Here is an 18,686-nt window from a genome sequence, read left to right as displayed (position 1 = left end):
TAAACCGTAGAGATTCACAAAGAAAAAAGTTTGCCACGAATTGCACAAACTTTCACAAATACAGGACGCAAAACAATGCGCAAATTAAATTAAAAAATAATTCGTGCAAATTCGTGCAATTCGTGGCAGAAAAAACTTTAATATGATAAAACTATATTGCTACATTTTCTTCTTCTTCACTCTGATTTCATTCGGACAGAAATCGGCATCTCAAGAAGATCAAATATACAATGCAGTTGATGTTTTTGTGGCGAATCCTTCCGCGAAAGCGTTGCAAAATTTAACGAGTACAGAAACTGATTTTTGGAAAAATCCGAAACCAAAAACCAAAGATGAACTATTGGCAATTGTGGTTTTAAACTGCAATAAAGCTTATTATGAAAATCAATTCGGGCAAACCGACAAAGCAATTGCGAGTTACGAAAAAGCCTTGCAAATTTATCAAAAAAAGAAACTTTCAAATTACGATATTATTGAATTTTGCCTAAAACCTTTAGGCAATTTATATACTGTTTTGGGTGATTATGACAATGCCGAAAATACGATAAAGCAATACTTTTTTATTATAAATACTTCTAAAAATTATCCTGAAGCGCAGAAACAAAGGTTTGCTGCGATTCTTAATCTTTCGAATGTATATCAAAGTTCCGGCAAGGTTTCTTTGGCAATTAAATTATTAGAAAGCACTTTAAAAACAGAAAAACTATCAAATGCCCAAAAAGGGATTTTACTGAATAATCTTGGGAATAATTATTTGTTGAGTTCAATAGGAAATTTGATGCGACCGGAGATTTATGAAAAAGCCAAAACTTCATTTGAATTGGCTGTTCAATATTTGAAAAATGAAAAAGATCAATCCGAATCTTTGTCAAATTGTTATCGTAATCTGGCAACATTAAGTCGCAAAAGAGAAAAATTTGATCTTGCTAATTCTTATTTAGTAAAAGCAGAAAAGTTGCTTTCAGAAACGAACTTTCAACCTCGTAAAATGGCAAAACTCTATTATGATAAAGCTTTACTGTTTTTTGATGAGCAAAAATATGATGAAAGTGAAAAGCAAATAAAAGACATTTTTAAAATTCTAATCCCGAATTATAATTCAAAAAACATTCTTCCAAACCAAAATCAATTGTATGCGGAAACGGTTTTAGTTGATGCGCTCGATTTAGAGGCAGAAATTCTGCGACTTCAGAAACCAAAAAATGCACTCACAGCTTTTGAACTTTCTTTTTACATTGAAGACTTATTGATGAATTCTTTGGTTTACGAAAATTCAAAAATTATTGCACAATTACGGGCGCGTAATCGTACTGAAAAATGCATTTCGATTTATGAAAGTTTATACAACAAAGAAAGAAAAATTACTTATTTGGAAACTGCTTTTCAATTATCTGAAAAAACAAAATCAGGAATTTTAAAAGGTTATCGCTTGAATATTAAAAATGCTACTTCAGAAGAACAACAGCTTTTTCTTGAACTTCAAAATGTAAATAATGCGATTTTAAAAGAACAGCAAAAAGGAAATTCGGCAGATATTTCAGAAATAAATGCTTTTATTAAATGGCAGAATAAATTAATGCTTGCACTTAAGGAAACTCAATCACAAAATCAAGATTATATTCCCGAAAAATGTGATTTAAAGGTGTTGTTTTCAAAATTAAAAAATGACAAAGCCATTATGGTTTTTTATTTTATGGGATTTGAGAATCAATATTACTTTACTTTGCAAAACAACTTAATTAGTTTAAATCGCCTTAATACGTCTCACGTATCAATTCCAAAAATTGCACAGTTTGTCGATTTTTTTGATTCGGCTGATGCCATTACAAATGATATTCCTGGCTATAATAAATGTGGTAAAGAAGTTTTTGATATTTTAAAATTGCCAAATAATTCTGTGTATAAAAACCTCATCATTGTTCCAGATGGTATTTTGAATTTTCTTCCTTTTGAAGCTTTAATTACACAAGAATCATCAACGACAAATTTTGCCAAAATGCATTATTTATTGAATGACTTTAAAATTACTTATAATACTTCGGCGAATATTTATCTGAATTCTAAACCTAATTCAAAATCTGAAAAAACAGTTTTGGGAGTTTTTCCAATTTTCGAAAAAACACCTTTTGAATTGGCGTATTCTAAGAATGAATTGGAATCCATTCGAAATAACTTCAAAGGAAAATATTTAGAAAATTCAGGAGCTAGTTTTTCTAACTTTAAAAATAATGCAAGCAAATATTCGATTTTACATTTGAGTACTCACGCTTCTTCGGGAGATATTGAAACTCCGGCAAGCATCAAATTTTACGATCAGGAAATTTTATACTCGGAATTGTACAATTTGAATATTAATCCTGATTTAGTGGTTTTAAGTGCCTGCGAAACCGGAATTGGAAAATTGTACAAAGCAGAAGGTGCGATGAGTGTTGCCAGAGGATTTCAGTTTGCCGGAGCTCAGAATCTATTATTTTCGTTATGGAAGGTAAACGATTATACAACATCTGTATTTATGGATGATTTCTATAAAAACATTAAAAACGGTGTTCCTTATTTTGAAGCTAATGCCAATGCCAAACTTGATTTTTTAAACGACAAATCTATTCCAAATGCTAAAAAGTCTCCTTATTATTGGAGTTCATTTGTGTATTATGGATCTATTTCGGCAGAAGAGAAATCAACAAATTATATCTTTTACATCATTAGTTTATTGACTGTAATTGGTTTATTTTTGGTTTTCAATCATTATCGAAAATGGAAAATCTTCACGAAGTTCTCAAAAAAGAGAAATACAAAAAAATAAAATTCAAAGTTACCAAGACACAACACCTTTTAGTTAAAGCCAAAATCAATGGCGTTTCTGGAAAGTTTATTCTAGATACTGGAGCATCAAATTCCTGTGTTGGATTTGAAAGTATCGAGCATTTTGAATTAAATGCGAAAAAATCAAAAACTAAGGCTTCAGGCGCTGGCGGAACCGGAATGAAAACCCAGATTTCTGCACATAATAAACTTCAACTCGGAAGTTGGAAAAATACGGACTTTGGAATCGTAATTTTTGATCTTTCGCATGTCAATGAGGCTTTAGAATCTTTTAAGACAAAACCTGTTCATGGTATCATTGGCGCTGATGTTTTACTTGAAGGCAAAGCAATTATAGATTATTATAACCATTATTTGTACCTGAAATAAGAAATTACAAATATTGAAAATATAAATTACAATATTGAAAATTCCAAATTCCAAAACTGATCTCAAAAAAAAATCCCAAACTCTGTAAGGAATTTGGGATTTTTCAGTCTAAAATTAAATCAATTAATGGGTATGTTTAGGATTAAAACCGTCTTCGCTTAATTCTGTTGGCGTATAATCTGCAAACATTTCAGCTTCGTAATCGATTTTCTCTCCTTTAGAGAATTTATGAATAATTTTCTCCATGATATTATAAATTACAGGAACCACAATCAAGGTTAGGAATAAAGAAGAAATTAATCCTCCGATAATTACCCATGCCAATCCGTTTTTCCATTCAGCTCCAGCTCCAGATGCTAATGCAATTGGGAACATACCAAATACCATCGCAATTGTTGTCATCAAGATCGGACGCAAACGAGCGTGATTCGCCTGAATTAATGCCGTTCTGATTGATTCTCCTGCTGCTCTTCTTTGGTTGGTGTAATCAACAAGCATGATCGCATTCTTACACACCAGACCAATCAACATGATGATACCTAAGATCGTAAAGATGTTTAATGAGTTATTAGTCAAAGCTAATGCCAACATTGCACCAATAAATGAAAGTGGAATTGCAAACAATACGACAAACGGGTGAACGAAACTATCATAAAGTCCAACCATTACAAGGTAAACCAAAATAATAGCGGCCAATAAAGCAATTCCTAATGTACCAAATCCTTCAGATTGGTTCTCTTGGTCACCACCCCAGATATAGTTTACTCCAGCTGGTTTTTTAAGTTTATCTAATTTAACCTGCCATTGTTGAACGATTGTTCCTGATGGTACTCCAACGTTTTGTCCTTTTACAGTTACCGAGGCAGATTTATCTCTACGCTCTAGCTGGCTAGGTCCTGAACCTTCTGTAATGGTAGCAAATTGAGACAATTTAATTTGTTGCCCTGCTGAGTTAATGAATATTAAGTTACTAACGTCCGTAATACTTTTTCTGTCGAATGCATTGTATCTAATGTTGATATCATATTCGTATTCTCCAGCTCTGTATTTACCATCTGTGTTTCCGCTAAAAGCAGTTTGCATCGTTAAACCAACAGTTTGAAGTGTTAATCCTAATGCAGCCATTTTATCACGGTCAACTTTAACGTTGATCTCAGGGTTTCCGTCCTCAACTGTTAATTTAATCTCTGTTGTTCCGGGAATAGTACGTAATTCAGCTTCAGCTAATTTAGCAAATGCCATAGCACTTTCTGTAGATGGACCTGTTACGATTAATCCTAACGTAGCATCTTCAGCAGTTCCTAAGATACCTACAGGAACGGTTTTTACTTTTGCACCAACTAATACTTTTTCTAATTTACGTTTGATTTTTGCTGCGTAAACGTTAGCATCATCAGTACGATCTTTTTGTTCGATCATTTTTACGTCAATCTCAGCTTTGTAAGCTGTTGCTTGTGATGCTCCAAAACCTTCAGAAGTTTGTCCTACCGTTGTAATTTGACTGTGAACGTATTCTTGTGCTTTTAAATAAGCTTCGGCTTTTTGAGTCATGAAGTTCGTTTGTTCTAACGAAGCATCTTTTGGCATCTCGATTTGAACTAGGAACTCTCCACTATCAGAAGAAGCAAAAAACTCTCCTCCAATGAAACCTCCACCCATTAAACCTATTGTTGATCCGAAGAACAATACAAGAACTACTAAAATAGTTTTAACATAATGATCCAAACACCAGGTTAATAAATGAGAAACCCAGTTTGTAAAACGTGTTAAATAACTTTCGAAACCAAGAATAATTCTTCCAAATAAATTCTTTCCTTCAATATGCTCTAATTTACCATAACGAGATGATAACCATGGAATAATTGTAAATGAAGCTAAAAGCGATAGCATCGTTGAAATAATTACCGTAACACAAAATTGTGTAATAATATTTGATACCAGACCGGAACTCATCGCAATAGGCAAGAATACTACCACGATTACTAATGTAATCGAAGTTACGGTTCCACCAATTTCTGCAGTTCCATCATAAGAGGCACGGATTCTGTTTTTACCCATTTCCATGTGCCTGTAGATATTTTCTAATACCACAATCGCATCATCCACCAGAATACCTACAACTAGAGACAATCCTAATAAACTCATTAAGTTTAAGGTATATCCCATAAAATAAATTCCGATAAAAGTAGCAATCAAAGATGCCGGAATAGACACCATTACAATCAATGAGTTTCTAATACTGTGTAAGAAGAACAACATTACAAAAGCTACCAGAATTACCGCAATTAATAAATCGTGTACTACAGAATCTGCCGCTTCAAGCGTAAAAACAGTACTGTCTTTTGCAACTTCTAATTTTAATTGGTTTCCTTTATAATCATTTTCAAGAGTAGCAATTGTTTTTAATAAATGCTCACTTACCGCAACCGCATTTGCATCTGATTGTTTTACGATTTGTAAAACAATCGCACTTTTTTGATCTACACGTGATATTTTTTCAGCAATTTTTTGAGTATCCTGAACATCGGCAATATCACTTAAACGAACCTGAATTCCATTTTGAGACGAAACTACTAAGTTTCTTAATTCTTCAACACTTTTATATTTACCCGCTAAACGAATTAATATTTTTTGATTACGAGTCTGGATATTTCCTGTTGGGAAATCTAAGTTCGAAGTCAAAATGTTTTGTTGTACCTGCGGAACAGACAAACCATAACCCTGCATTTTTAATGCATCAAGATTTACCTGAATTTCACGCTCTGAACCACCAATAATGTTTACCTGAGCCACACCTTGTACACGAGATAAAATAGGCGCAATTTTTTTGTCAATTAAGTCATAAAACTCTGCTTCGTCCATTTTTCCGTTGGCACCAAGTGTCATAATTGGTAAATCACTCAGCGAGAACTTGGTCAGTGCCGGTGTTTTAACATCGTCTGGTAAATCACTAATTATGGCGTTTATTTTACGCTGTGCATCATTCAAAGAGAAATCGACTTTTGCATTTGATGTTAATGTAATCGAAACGATAGACAAACTTTCGTATGATTTTGAGTCAATTTTCTTAACGTTCTCTAAGGATGCGATCGCATCTTCAATTTTCTTGGTTACGGTATTTTCTACCTCACTTGGAGAAGCTCCTGGATAAACAGTAGAAATTGTAATAACGTTTTGTTCGAATTTCGGGATCAGCTCATAACCTAACTGGCTGTAGCTAAACAGTCCACCAAGTGTTAGAATCGTAAACAATACGATTACTAACGACGGACGTTTTATGGATATTTCGGCTAATTTCATATATGTTTATTTATGCTTTAGGCTATAAGCAATAGGCTTTACGCTTTTAAATTGCTTAAAGCTTATTGCTTACGGCTTACAGCCTATAATTATTTAATAATTTCTACTGTATTACCGTCTTGTAAGTTAATTTGACCTGTAATAACTACAGTTTCTCCGTCAGTTAATCCATTGATGATTTCTACCTGATCTCCTAAAATTCTTCCCGCAGTTACTTTTCTTAATTTTGCAACACCATCTTTTACCACAAAGATTTCATTACTGCTCACACTTCCTACGAATGCATTTCTAGGTACAACCATCAAATGTTGTTTTTGTTGGTTTGATGCAAAATTTGCAGTTCCGTACATACCTGCTTTTAGGTCGTTGTTAGTATTATTTGCGATTTCAATTTCAACTGGGAAGTTTAAAGACTCATCTGCTTTTGCAGCAATAAAAGTAATTTTTCCAGAGAACGTTTTATCAGGATAAACACTAGCAGATACATTGATATTATTTCCAACTTTTAAACTAGCTACTTGATTTTCGTTTACTGTAACTACTAATTTTAATTTAGAAACATTTACAATATCAAATAATGCAGTAGCTGGCGTTGCAGCTAAAATAGATCCCGGTTCAATATATTTTTTATTGATGAATCCGTTTATTGGTGCTTTTACTTTAGTATCTCCAACATTAATATTAGCTTGTTTAAGGTTAGACTCAGCATTTGTCAAAGCCAATTTTGCCTGATCTAATTGTTGTTTTGTAACACCTCCGGTTTTAAATGCATTTTCGTATCTGCTGTAATCAGATTTTGCATTTTGATAAACTGCCTGAGCTTGTTGTGCACTTACATTAATAACATCACCTCTTACTGTTAGCAAAGTTTGACCTACTCTTACATAGTCTCCTTCTTTAGCCAAAACACTAATTACTTTTCCTGATTTTTCAGCAGAGAAAGTCAATTGTTGAATTGGTTGAAAATTTCCATTTGCAACAAAGTCCAATGAAACTTCTTCTGTTTTTACAGGAGAAATTTTAACCGAAACTGCAGCATTTTTTTCTGCTACGATATCTGTTTTAGCTTTGTTCTCTTTCTTATTATTATTTAAGACAAATCCAATCGAAGCCAGAGCTCCAATTATGATTACGATTGTTATAATAGTTTTCTTCATTTTATTTAGTTATTTAATAAGAGTTTTTAGTTCGCCTTTTGATTTAATTAATGCTACTTCGGCAATTTTGTAATTCAAGACTGCTCTGGTATAGTTGTTCTGTGCTTCAAGTGATGCATTTTCAGCATCTAGTAAATCTGTTAATGATGCTAATCCCTGAAGGTAATTGTTTTTTGTATTGCTTAAAATCTCAGATGCTAAACGCATATTTTCTTTTTGATTTTCAATAGTTACAAGGTTATTCTCAATTTGAGCCATTGCATTTCTGTAATCTAAGTCAAGTGAAAGTTTAGTATCTTTGATATCCTCTTGAAGCGATCTGATACTTACATCGGCTTGTCTTACTTTAGCACGAGTTCCAAAACCTGTAAAAATTGGCACTTTTAAATTCAACCCAATTCCTGAATAATCAGACCAGTAAACACCTGAAGATGGTTTTTCGAACCAAGGAAATTCAGGACCCTGACCAATATAGTTGTAACCGGCAGTCAAAGAAAGTGTTGGATAATATTCTGCTTGAACTGATTTCTTTTTAAACACTAACAATTCTTCTTGTTTTTTCAAAAGCAAATATTCTGATCTATTTTCAACATTTGGAATTTCCGTTAAAGAAGCTGGCACTACTTCAAATTCTTCTATCGGAATCTCAATTTGAGTTTCAATAGGCATTCCCATATAAAACTTCAAAGCATTTTCCTGTAATGTAATTTGATTTTTAATTTGTTGACGTTCTGTATCAATGTTTGACATTTTTACGATGATACGATCTAAGTCAATTTTTTTAGCCAGACCATTATCAAATTGTCCTTTTACGATATCACGAACTTTAGTTGTATTAACATAGTTACTATCTAATAATATTAATCTTTCGCGTTGTACATAAACAGAGTAATAATTATTTGCGACCCTTTCAATCACTTGTTCTTCTGTTAACTGATCGTTTATTTGATAAAATTCACGAGTAGATTTTGCAGCTCTTAATCCAGTAAAAACAGCCTGATCAAACAAAGCCTGAGTTAATGAAATTCCGGCTCCTGAAGTCCATTTTTGACCAAATGTAGCCTGAATACTTGTTCCTGGTTGTCCAAAACTTGCTCCGTCAATTACACTTGTCTGTAAAATTGGGTTGTAAGTTAAATTTCCGTTTGCAGAAATTTGAGGTAATGCTCTCGAACGTATTTCCTGAATTTGATACTCACTATTCTCAACCTCTAATTTTGCTTTCTTAGCATCAGCTTTATTCTGAAGCGCATACGTAAGAGCGTCTTTTAGGGTTAATGTTTTGACTTGTGCGTTGGCAGACAAGCCAATTGTACACAAAAATATAAGAATTATTCTTTTCATAGATTGATGATTAAGTAGTAATTTTTTTAAGTTGCTTTTCTAATTCGATTATTCCTTTTTCGGTTGCCATTGCTCTGGTGTGATACTCCAGCGCTTCTAATTCTATTTTTTGCGCTTCTCTTTCTGAAATCGTAGTTTCATTGATATGAAAAATCAGAGTGTAATAAAATTTGACATAGATGTCTATATTTAAATCTTTACGATACAAACCTTCGCGCATTCCTTTTAAAATATTGTCTTTAAAATAATGATTGCATTGATCTATTTCATGTGTCATTAAGTTGTGATAGATTTCAGGATAATGCTTTTTAAGCTGATAAAGAGGCGAAGTATCAATATTGTTTTGAAACATATTTTGAAACGATTCTCTAATTTCAAAATTTTCATGAATTGCATTAAAATCTTTTGCTACAATCGAATCAATTACCTCATGCACTTGTCTGTGAACAGTTGAAGTACTCTCTTCGATCAGGACTTCTTTATTACAGAAATATTTGTAAATCGTTTTTTTAGAAATACACATTTCACCTGCAATGTCATCCATTGTAACGCTTTTAAAACCGAGTTTTAAAAATAACTCACTCGCTTTTGCTATAATTTTCTCTTTCATTTTGATTTTCAAATTGCATTACAAATATACTTAGGAAACTAAAAACTGAAAAATAGTTTCCAATATATTTGTAATAATTTTACATTAATTTATTCACTAAGTAAGATTTATATGCTAAATTCTAAATTTGCAATAAGCTTAATATCCTTACCTAATGCCAAACCACCATTATGATTAAATGAATTATAATCTAAACCGAAGTCCTGACGTTTGATATCGCCTTTAATTTCAAAAGCAACTTTTCTTTCTCCATTATACGTGTTCACACCAATAAATTCTGCATCAAGCTCTACCACTTTAGTAACATCTTTGATGGTCAAATCACCTTTAAAGAAATTGATATTATTGTTTACTTTTTGAAATGAAGTCGATTTAAAACTAATGATTGGATGCTCATCAACATCAAAAAAATCCTGAAGTTGTAAGTATGTATCTATTTGCTGAAAGCTATCTTTTTTGTTATTAATGTCTAAAGAAAACTCAACCGAAGCATCTTCAATTTCGTTGTCTTCTATATTTACATAACCACCAAATTTATTTGTAGTTCCTCCCATGTAGGCAATTATCGAATGTCTCATTTTAATTAAAACATCTGATTGGCTTGAATCTAAGGTCCATGTTGTTTTCATAAATATCTGATTTTAGTGAGGTTATAAGTTACTCAAATTTGCTAAGGAAACTTTTTTAGTGTTCTGAGTTTCCAATCAACGGTGCAAATATAGACAGGAAACTCTAAATACCAAAAAAGTTTCCAAGTTTTTTTTAAAATATTTTAAAAGGTTATAAATGAACGGTTTTAGATATTCCTCAGCATTTAACTTTTAGAAAGGAATTATTCATATTTGAATTGTATCTTTGAGCCTCGTAAATCAGAATTTCATTTTATGCACGATATAAGTCAGTACCAGGATTTTTTTATACAATATTTAGAAAAACAAAGCATCAATAAAGAGCCTAAAAACCTTTACGAACCAATTACATATATTTTAGGTCTTGGCGGAAAACGTATGCGTCCGGTACTAACTTTAATGGCTTCAGAAGTTTTTGATACCGATTATAAAGTGGCGCTTCCGGCTGCAATGGCAGTTGAAGTTTTTCATAATTTTTCACTGGTTCACGATGACATTATGGACGATGCGCCTTTGCGAAGAGGACAAGAAACGGTACATGAAAAATGGGATTTAAATACTGGAATTCTTTCCGGAGACGCAATGCTAATCTTAGCATATCAATATTTTGAGCAATACGAACCAACCGTTTTTAGAGACTTAGCAAAACTATTTAGTAAAACTGCTCTTGAAGTTTGTGAAGGACAGCAATGGGACGTCGATTTTGAAAAAAGAAACGACGTTACGATTCCCGAATATCTAAAAATGATCGAATATAAAACAGCTGTTTTAGTTGCTGCTGCCATGAAAATGGGTGCAATTGTAGCCAAAACTTCTGAAAAAGATGGCGATTTAATTTATGATTTCGGACTTAATTTAGGTTTAGCTTTCCAACTTCAGGATGATTATTTAGACGCTTTTGGCGATCCTGAAACTTTTGGAAAACAAGTTGGCGGAGACATTATCGAAAACAAAAAAACTTATTTATATCTAAAAGCAAAAGAGTTTTCAACACCTGAAAAAGCTTCTGAATTAGAAAAATTATTTAGTCTCCAATTAGAAAATAATACGGATAAGATAGAAACTGCAAAAACTATTTTTAACGAATCAGGCGCTTCAAAAGCGACACAAGATGCGATAGAAATGTACACTTTTAAAGCTTTTGAAACTTTAGAAAAAATGGATATTAACGCTGAAAAGAAAGATATTCTGAGAACTTTTGGCGAGAATTTAATGAGCAGAAAAGTTTAGTTTTTTTTTGCCACAGATTAAAAGATTTTAATGATTTTTTTTCGCCACGAATTACACCAATTTTCACTAATTTATTACAATCAATAATTCGTGAAAATTGGTGTAATTCGTGGCAATAAATTTTTACATACAGTAAACCCGACAGGTTTTAAAAACCTGTCGGGTTTGTCATTTAAAACCTAAAACAAATCATCCGGATCAACTAAATCCGATAATTTTTGTTTCAAATCCTCTTCCAGAATCGTTAAACCATATTGATAAGAAGCGTTCATCCATCCAAAACCTTCTTCGGTTATATAATCAAACTCGGTTCCTACGTTTCCGTATTCTGCAAAAATCTTGTGTGAACTTATCGATAAATCAAACTTCTCCGGAATCGTTCCGTTATAATCGACAGCGTTTCTGGTAATCAGCCAAAGCCAGCGATAAACCATTTCCTGTGCTTCTTCATGAAAATTATAATTCAGCAAACCTTCCCACAAAAGCATTTGGTGCGGCGCCCATCCAAACGGATAATCCCATTGTCGTATTGGTGAATTTTCATCCAAATCTGCAATAGATTCTTTGGTACATCCCGCAATTCCCCCTTTCATTTTAAATTTCGGAAGTGTCTTTTTTACCAAAATATCTGCTTGTTCCTGTGTACTTATTTTCGCCCAAAGCGGATAAAAAGTAGTTGCAGCTTCAAAGAAATGCTGTTCCTCGGTTACAAAATTGTAATCGAAATAAATTCCATTTTCCTCATTCCAGCACATTTTATTGATTTTTTCTTTTCGCGAAGCAGCTTTCGAAATCCAATATTCACTTGAAAAAGACTTGTCTTCAAAATATTGAAATTCGTTTTTAAAGTACTTTTTAATTAGAAAAGCAATATCAGTTTCGTATTTATAAAGCAAACTATTGATCGCAACCGTATTTAAATTGGCACAAATCCCAACCAATCTATTCGTTGTATCGTGACCACTTTCGCGCATGCTTCGATCGTGAATAAAGTATTTATCAAGTTCGGCATCTACAACTTCTCTTTCTAAATATTTTTTCTCGAATTCGCGCGTCGATAAATTGTATTTTGGTGCGTATTGCTCCAGAATATCATCAAAATGGCCCTCTTCAACCTCAAACGGAAGTCCAATTCCTTCAGCTTTATAACGATTCAATCCATTTGCTGTAAGTCGTTTTCCTTCTTCCATCCAAACGGTTTGGTATTCTTTTATGGCGGTTTTTAAATGCCTTTCGATCCAGAAAATATCAGGATTTGACTTTTCTAAAACATCCATAATCAACGACGTATAAAGCGGCGGCTGCGTTCGGGTTAAATAATAACTTCGGTTGGCATTCAGAATTTTTCCGTAATGATCAATTTGATATTTAAAATTCTCTGCAATACCTAAAGCAAGATCAATTTTATCGTCAATCAAAAGTCCTTTGGCTATAAAATAACTGTCCCAACCGTACATTTCGTTGAATCTTCCGCCAGGAACCACAAATGGAACGCCTGAAATTTCATTGTTCTTAATTTGAAGCGCTAAAGCCAGAATCCCAGGTTGTTTATTTAGCGAAAGAACATATTCGGGCGAAATGTTTTTAGGCATTTGAACCACTTTTAACTTTGGTGTTGCAGCTTCTAATTTCTTGAAATAATCAAATACAATTTCATCTCCAAAAGGAACATATAAATAAGCTATTTCATTTTCGATCTTATTATCTTCCAGAATTTTCTTTACGCCATTGGCATCAATTGTTCTCGTTAAACCCTTCCAATAAAGATTTTTTATTTTTCTTGAAATCCTTTTTACAGGGTCTTCAGTGATTTCGTTTAAATCGATTTCCGCAAATTCAGTATTGTTTTTTTTCGCTAAAGCGAGTTCCTGCAATAAGTTTGAAAGCTGATAAGTTCCTTCAATAACTGTTGGATTTCCACTCAGATCATGCAGCAAAAAACTTTTCGGTCCATTATCATCAATCGTTATTTTTTTATCGCCATCAGTATCTTCCTGAGCCAATAATTTTTCGATCGTTTGGGTTATATGTAATTTAAATTTCATCTTTTGCAGTTATTTTTTTAAGAATAAAAAAGGACATTAATAATAAAGACATTGGAATTAAAGTAAAATAGAATGCGTTTTCCGGTCCTTCATTTTTAAACAGCCAACCTGTTATTCTGGAACCTAATGTGCCGCCAAGAGCCGAGAAAATCACAATTAATCCTGTCATTGAACTTTGTAAATTCTTTGGTAAAGCACTTAATACAATCGAGTTTAAAAGAGGATAAATTGGGGCAATAAACAATCCTATTAAAGGGAATGCAAATCCAATTAAGGGAATATCTGAAAGTGTATTAATGTTTTTTACTTCTAATCCAACTGTTTTTGGAAGTACAAAAATGACAATCAGCATTGCAGAAAGTATACAAAAACTCAGAACCCAAATCCAATTTACTTTTTTGGTTACAATACCTGCAATCAATCTCCCGATTGCTAATGAAATCGCCAGAATACTCGCCATCATAATACTGATATTCTCCGGTAAATGAAGCACTTTTGTATTAAACGTAGGCAGCCATGACAAAATTCCCTGTTCAATCATGACAAACAAAAAGACGCTGATAACAAAGATAACAGTAAGCAATTTTGCTATTAATTTGAACATTTGCATGAAATCGTCTTTGAGATTTGCTCCTGCGGAAACTTCAGCTTCTTCGAATTTTACAAAAAGCAAAAACAGAAACGATAAGAATGATAATGCTGCCAAAAACCAATATACATTCAACCATGAATTAGGATCTTCTTCATTATTAAAAGCCGGAAATAAAAAATAAGCCAATGCAATTCCCACCATAAAAAAACCTTCGATACTGCTCATCAAAGCGTTGTGTTCTTTCTTGGTTTCGGTTACGGTTCCTATTAATGAATAAACGGAAACTTTTATCAAAGCAAATGAAACTCCAACGGTCGCAAAAAGGATTTTAGCATTATCAAATGAGTTTCCAAAATACATAGAAATACAAGCCAAAGTAACTAAGCCTAAACCGATAAGCATCGATTTTCTATAGCCTATTCTGGGTAAAAAAGAGGCTATAAAAAAAGATACAATGGCAATTGGCATGTCTTTGAAAGCTTCAAGAATACTTGCCTGAACTTCATCTACTCCATAATTTCTTTGCGATTTTAAAATCACAATGCCTACACTATTTAGCAAAATAGCGAAGACAAAATAATTAAGATAAAGAGAGATTTTGATTCCTAAGTTTTTCATTTTTCTGGATGTGATTTGTTTCCCTACGTTGTGGTTATGGTGTGAGAGACGCACTGCTGTGCGCCTCTACAATACCATATACCATTTGATTTTATATAAATTTAGAAATTAATCGCTACCGAAAATCTAAAGGCACGTCCTAAAATTGGTCTTGCCATAAACACATCGCTTGCCGCGGATGTCGTTTGTCTTGGGTCTCCCTCGGTTAAACCAATTTCGTTGAATAAATTCGAAGCATCAACTGCAAAACGAAGATTATTATAGGTATAATTTAAACCTGCTCCAACCTCTTTATAAGCCGGTAAAACTTGTTTGTTATCCTGATTTGTAAATTTTTTATCAAAATAAGAGAACTGAACATACGCTGTAAGATCTTTTGTAATATCTACTTCTGGTCTTAGATTACAGAAAAACTTAGGGATTCTTCGTGCTGTATTTCCGTTAAAATCAAAAGTAGAACCATCAGCATTTGTTCCTGTAAAATTATCGTACTCCGGTTTTTGAACCGTAAATGTAAAGTTCACTTTTACCATTTTGTATCTTGCATTGGTTTCTACTTCAAGACCAATATTGTTTACATCAGCAAATTTATTCTCAGAACTTCCGTCAGATAAGATATCAGTAAAGGCAACATTTTTCAAGCCCATGTGAAATAAATTGGCATTCACATTAAAGAATGAATTAGAATATTTATAACCTAATTCGAATTGATTTACTTCGGTATTTTCTAATTTGCTTAAATCGGCAGCATTATCATAAAATGACTCTTCAATTGGCGATCTAAAACCGTGGCTGTAACGAACATACGAAGCCATATTGTCATTGAATTTATAGTTTCCTGCAGCAGTATACGACCATTCGCTCACATCATATCTCCAGTATGTATAAGGATTACCTTTTACCGTTGTAACTTTGTCATCGGCCGTATTATTGTCTAAAATTCCTAAATCTTCAGCAAAAAATCTGGCGTTATCTCTGTAACCTGAATATTTGTCTTTGTTGTATCTTAAACCAGCGTTAAAAGTCAAATTATCTGTTGCTTTAATTTCGGCGTCAGCATAAATATCATTCAAAAGTCCTTTGGTTTGTGCATCTCTTTCTAACCAAGTGATTCTTTCTACACCATTCCAGGTATGATCAACTCCGGTTGTATTGTCTTTTACATTTAATAATCTTGGATTGTCTGAAACATTTACCAAATAAGAATTCCAGTTCCAGTATTGATTTGATTTCCAGTTAGAATAATAGTAACCAGCAGTTAATTTTACAGGATCTAAATCAAAGTTGAAAGAGAAATTATTGGCAAAATTGTTCATCTTTTTATCAATATGCCAAAGATCAGCTCTCATAATCAATGCATTTGGATCAAGAGTTTGTCCGTTATCTACATAAGAATAGGTTAGATTACTAGCCGTTGTGTTTTGAACGCTTGTTGCGTAAGCATCTTGTGTCCAAGGACCTCCGTTTGGAAAAATTGCATTGTAATTTAAATCGATATTGGTGTTTTTGAAAGCATTTTTGAACGTTACTTTTTCAGAAATTTTCTTTTTGAATTCAGCTCCAATTGAGTTGATAACCGGATGAGAACCATCTTCTAAATCTGCGCTAAAAGTTCCGCCACCATATTGAGGTACATTCAAATGACTAAAGTTTACTGAAGTCAATGTTCCGTAATTTGGATTAAAACCAGGAATTCCTTCAATTTTTCCGTTATTACTTTTTAGCGGAATTGGTAAATAAAAGGTGTTTCTGTCGTCAAGATGTTTGAAGTTAACTCTCAAATAATCATCATCATCAAATTTATAGGTAATGTTTCCTTTTATCTGACCTCCTTTATTTGCTGTAAATCCAGTATTTCTTACGCCATTATCAGCTCTATAGAAACCTCCAACGTTAAAGAATAATTTATCTTTAATTAAAGCGCCAGATAAATTAAGATCAGTTCTGAACATTCCGTAATCTGAAGTCGTGAATTTTGCTCTTCCCATAAATTCATTCTGACCTGTTTTCGAAATGAAATTGATAATTCCCCCTGGAGCATTGTTGGCAAAAATAGATGCCGAACCTCCACGAACCGCTTCCATTTTACTTACGGTTTCGTCTAATCTATAAAACGTATCGGCATTCGCAAATTGCAATGCACCGTCTTCAAAAACCGGTAATCCATCTTCCTGAATTTGCACATATTCATAAGCTCCCGCTGATGGAATTCCTCTTGCAAAAAGGTTGTTTCCAATTTCTCCCCCAGATGCCTCAACTACAAATCCCGGAATGGTTTGCAATAAAGCCGCCGTACTTGATGGCGCTCTGTCTTCGATTGCTTTGGCTCCCATTGTAGTAATTGCAACGCTCGATTCAAGTTTTGATCTCGGACTTGAAGATCCTGTAACCACAACTTCTTTCAAACTTTGTGATTCTCCTTCAAGAAGTAAATTCACTTCTAAAGATTCTCCTTCTTTTATTGCAATCTTTTTCTCGAAGGTTTTGTAACCCACATTTGTTGCAATAATAGTATAAGTTCCGGCTTCGATGTTCGAGAATGAATATCCTCCGTTTTCATCCGTAATCGTACTTTTTCCTGTTTCCTTAATAGATACATTGGCTCCCGGAACCGTTACTCCGCTATCGTCGAGTACTTTTCCTGAAACAGTGTTTTGATTTTGGGCAAACAGATTATTTGGTAAAAAAAACAGGCAAAACATCAAAAGTAATGTGCCTAAATAATAGTGTAGCTTTTTCATTTTTTTTGTTCGGTTAGTTAGTAATTATGGTTATCACTGTCAAACTTAGTAACTAATAATAAGGAATATAGGAATTAAAAATCGAAAACGTTTTCGAAAACACCTAAAACGTTTTCGGAACTTAAAATTTTATCAATGCGGTTTATTTTTAGTACTTTTATTTCATGAATGACACAAAATTAATAGATATAGCCTCGGCACTGGGAATTTCGGTTACAACGGTTTCAAAAGCGTTAAAAGGATATACGGATATTAGTAAATCTACACGCGCCAGAGTTATCGAAATGGCCGAAACCATGAACTATATGCCAAACTCGGTTGCGGTGAATCTTAGAACTAATGAAACCAAAACAATTGGCGTCATTATTCCGGCCACTGTGCATCATTTTTTCTCGAGTGTATTAAATGGTATTCTGGAAGAAGCCGAAAAAAGAGGTTATTTGGTCATTATATTACAATCAAATGAAAAGTACGAACTCGAGAAAAAACAACTTGCATTATTAATTCAAAAACGAGTTGACGGCGTTCTAATGTCACTTTCTAACGAAACGGATGATTTCACTCATATTAATGAAGCCATTCGAAAAAATACTCCTGTTGTTCTTTTTGATAAAATTGCCAAAAGAGTTGATTGTTCTAAAGTGGTTATTAATGACGCCAAAGCGGCTTATGATGCCGTGACCTACCTTATTAATAAAGGATATAAAAAAATTGCCCATTTTAGAGGTTCGTATGTTCCGCAAAATTCTATCGATCGCTTTCTAGGTTATAAAAGAGCGCTTGAAGCACACGGAATTGAGTACGATTCCAAACTGGTTTATGTTTGCGACAACAATACTGATTTTGAAGATGGCTACGAAAATGCTCAAAAAATAATGACGGAGCATCCAGATATTGATGCCATTTTTGCCATTACAGATCTGGTTGCGATCGGGATTATAAAATATTTTAATGAAGCGGGAATAAAAACTCCGGAACAAGTTGCTGTTTTTGGATTCAGTAATTGGTTTATGAGTACGGTTATTTCACCCAAATTAACGACAATTGATCAACCCGGATTCGAAATGGGACATCAGGCAGTTTCTCTTTTAATTGATGAAATTATGGACATAAAAGAGCATCGACCGGTAACACATCAAATTATTGAACTTCCTACAAGAATCATTGAAAGAGAATCAACCGTTAAATGATTTTTTAGTTTTAACTTTGCGTCAATTCTTAAAAAGCA

Annotated in this window: 12 protein-coding genes; 4 read left to right on the top strand and 8 right to left on the bottom strand. The window is 33.3% G+C overall.

The window, feature by feature from the left end; translation table 11 throughout:
* Positions 1-142: 142 nt before the first annotated feature.
* Together LPB88_RS07820 and LPB88_RS07815 are read left to right on the top strand one after the other, a co-directional pair.
* Positions 143-2,803, top strand: coding sequence for a CHAT domain-containing tetratricopeptide repeat protein (locus LPB88_RS07820; RefSeq protein WP_230714277.1), 2,661 nt, complete (start codon positions 143-145; stop codon positions 2,801-2,803).
* On the top strand, positions 2,755-3,192 hold the full coding sequence (locus LPB88_RS07815; protein WP_230714275.1) for a retropepsin-like aspartic protease: 438 nt from the start codon (positions 2,755-2,757) through the stop codon (positions 3,190-3,192). Before LPB88_RS07820 ends, LPB88_RS07815 begins: the two co-directional genes overlap by 49 nt.
* Positions 3,193-3,315: 123 nt before the next feature.
* Here the strand turns inward: LPB88_RS07815 and LPB88_RS07810 are convergent, their stop codons facing one another.
* The 5 genes from LPB88_RS07810 to LPB88_RS07790 form a co-directional block, all read right to left on the bottom strand.
* Complete coding sequence (locus LPB88_RS07810; protein WP_230714273.1) at positions 3,316-6,492, bottom strand: efflux RND transporter permease subunit; 3,177 nt, start codon at positions 6,490-6,492, stop codon at positions 3,316-3,318.
* A gap of 89 nt (positions 6,493-6,581) precedes the next feature.
* Entirely contained in the window at positions 6,582-7,649 is a 1,068-nt protein-coding gene (locus tag LPB88_RS07805) for an efflux RND transporter periplasmic adaptor subunit (protein ID WP_230714266.1), read from the bottom strand.
* A 9-nt stretch (positions 7,650-7,658) separates the two neighbouring features.
* On the bottom strand, positions 7,659-8,993 hold the full coding sequence (locus LPB88_RS07800; RefSeq protein ID WP_230714264.1) for a TolC family protein: 1,335 nt from the start codon (positions 8,991-8,993) through the stop codon (positions 7,659-7,661).
* A gap of 10 nt (positions 8,994-9,003) precedes the next feature.
* A complete protein-coding gene (locus LPB88_RS07795; RefSeq protein ID WP_230714262.1) occupies positions 9,004-9,603 on the bottom strand; it encodes a TetR/AcrR family transcriptional regulator in 600 nt (199 codons plus the stop codon).
* Positions 9,604-9,710: 107 nt separating this feature from the next.
* Positions 9,711-10,232 (bottom strand): YceI family protein, encoded by a 522-nt coding sequence (locus LPB88_RS07790; RefSeq protein WP_230714260.1) that lies wholly within the window; start codon positions 10,230-10,232, stop codon positions 9,711-9,713.
* 255 nt (positions 10,233-10,487) lie between these two features.
* Here LPB88_RS07790 and LPB88_RS07785 point away from each other — a divergent pair, with 255 nt between their 5' ends.
* On the top strand, positions 10,488-11,462 hold the full coding sequence (locus tag LPB88_RS07785) for a polyprenyl synthetase family protein (protein WP_230714258.1): 975 nt from the start codon (positions 10,488-10,490) through the stop codon (positions 11,460-11,462).
* Positions 11,463-11,641: 179 nt separating this feature from the next.
* Here LPB88_RS07785 and LPB88_RS07780 read toward each other — a convergent pair whose 3' ends face one another.
* From LPB88_RS07780 to LPB88_RS07770, 3 genes are all read right to left on the bottom strand, one after another.
* Complete coding sequence (locus LPB88_RS07780; protein ID WP_230714256.1) at positions 11,642-13,507, bottom strand: alpha,alpha-trehalase; 1,866 nt, start codon at positions 13,505-13,507, stop codon at positions 11,642-11,644.
* A complete protein-coding gene (locus tag LPB88_RS07775) occupies positions 13,497-14,717 on the bottom strand; it encodes a sugar MFS transporter (protein WP_230714254.1) in 1,221 nt (406 codons plus the stop codon). Before LPB88_RS07775 ends, LPB88_RS07780 begins: the two co-directional genes overlap by 11 nt.
* A gap of 101 nt (positions 14,718-14,818) precedes the next feature.
* Entirely contained in the window at positions 14,819-17,458 is a 2,640-nt protein-coding gene (locus LPB88_RS07770; protein WP_230714253.1) for a TonB-dependent receptor, read from the bottom strand.
* A 164-nt stretch (positions 17,459-17,622) separates the two neighbouring features.
* Here LPB88_RS07770 and LPB88_RS07765 point away from each other — a divergent pair, with 164 nt between their 5' ends.
* The gene (locus LPB88_RS07765; protein ID WP_110835913.1) at positions 17,623-18,648 is read left to right on the top strand and encodes a LacI family DNA-binding transcriptional regulator; all 1,026 of its coding nucleotides are present in this window, start codon (positions 17,623-17,625) and stop codon (positions 18,646-18,648) included.
* The last annotated feature ends 38 nt before the right edge of the window (positions 18,649-18,686 follow it).

Origin of the sequence: Flavobacterium sp. JAS, from assembly GCF_020991455.1 — a bacterium.
Lineage (GTDB): Bacteria > Bacteroidota > Bacteroidia > Flavobacteriales > Flavobacteriaceae > Flavobacterium.
This window is presented reverse-complemented; position numbering and strand designations above follow the sequence as displayed.

Coding starts and splice junctions, on each gene's coding strand:
- LPB88_RS07820 (WP_230714277.1), top strand. CDS start 143: ATGATAAAACTATATTGCTACATTTTCTTCTTCTTCACTCTGATTTCA.
- LPB88_RS07815 (WP_230714275.1), top strand. CDS start 2,755: ATGGAAAATCTTCACGAAGTTCTCAAAAAAGAGAAATACAAAAAAATA.
- LPB88_RS07810 (WP_230714273.1), bottom strand. CDS start 6,492: ATGAAATTAGCCGAAATATCCATAAAACGTCCGTCGTTAGTAATCGTA.
- LPB88_RS07805 (WP_230714266.1), bottom strand. CDS start 7,649: ATGAAGAAAACTATTATAACAATCGTAATCATAATTGGAGCTCTGGCT.
- LPB88_RS07800 (WP_230714264.1), bottom strand. CDS start 8,993: ATGAAAAGAATAATTCTTATATTTTTGTGTACAATTGGCTTGTCTGCC.
- LPB88_RS07795 (WP_230714262.1), bottom strand. CDS start 9,603: ATGAAAGAGAAAATTATAGCAAAAGCGAGTGAGTTATTTTTAAAACTC.
- LPB88_RS07790 (WP_230714260.1), bottom strand. CDS start 10,232: ATGAAAACAACATGGACCTTAGATTCAAGCCAATCAGATGTTTTAATT.
- LPB88_RS07785 (WP_230714258.1), top strand. CDS start 10,488: ATGCACGATATAAGTCAGTACCAGGATTTTTTTATACAATATTTAGAA.
- LPB88_RS07780 (WP_230714256.1), bottom strand. CDS start 13,507: ATGAAATTTAAATTACATATAACCCAAACGATCGAAAAATTATTGGCT.
- LPB88_RS07775 (WP_230714254.1), bottom strand. CDS start 14,717: ATGAAAAACTTAGGAATCAAAATCTCTCTTTATCTTAATTATTTTGTC.
- LPB88_RS07770 (WP_230714253.1), bottom strand. CDS start 17,458: ATGAAAAAGCTACACTATTATTTAGGCACATTACTTTTGATGTTTTGC.
- LPB88_RS07765 (WP_110835913.1), top strand. CDS start 17,623: ATGAATGACACAAAATTAATAGATATAGCCTCGGCACTGGGAATTTCG.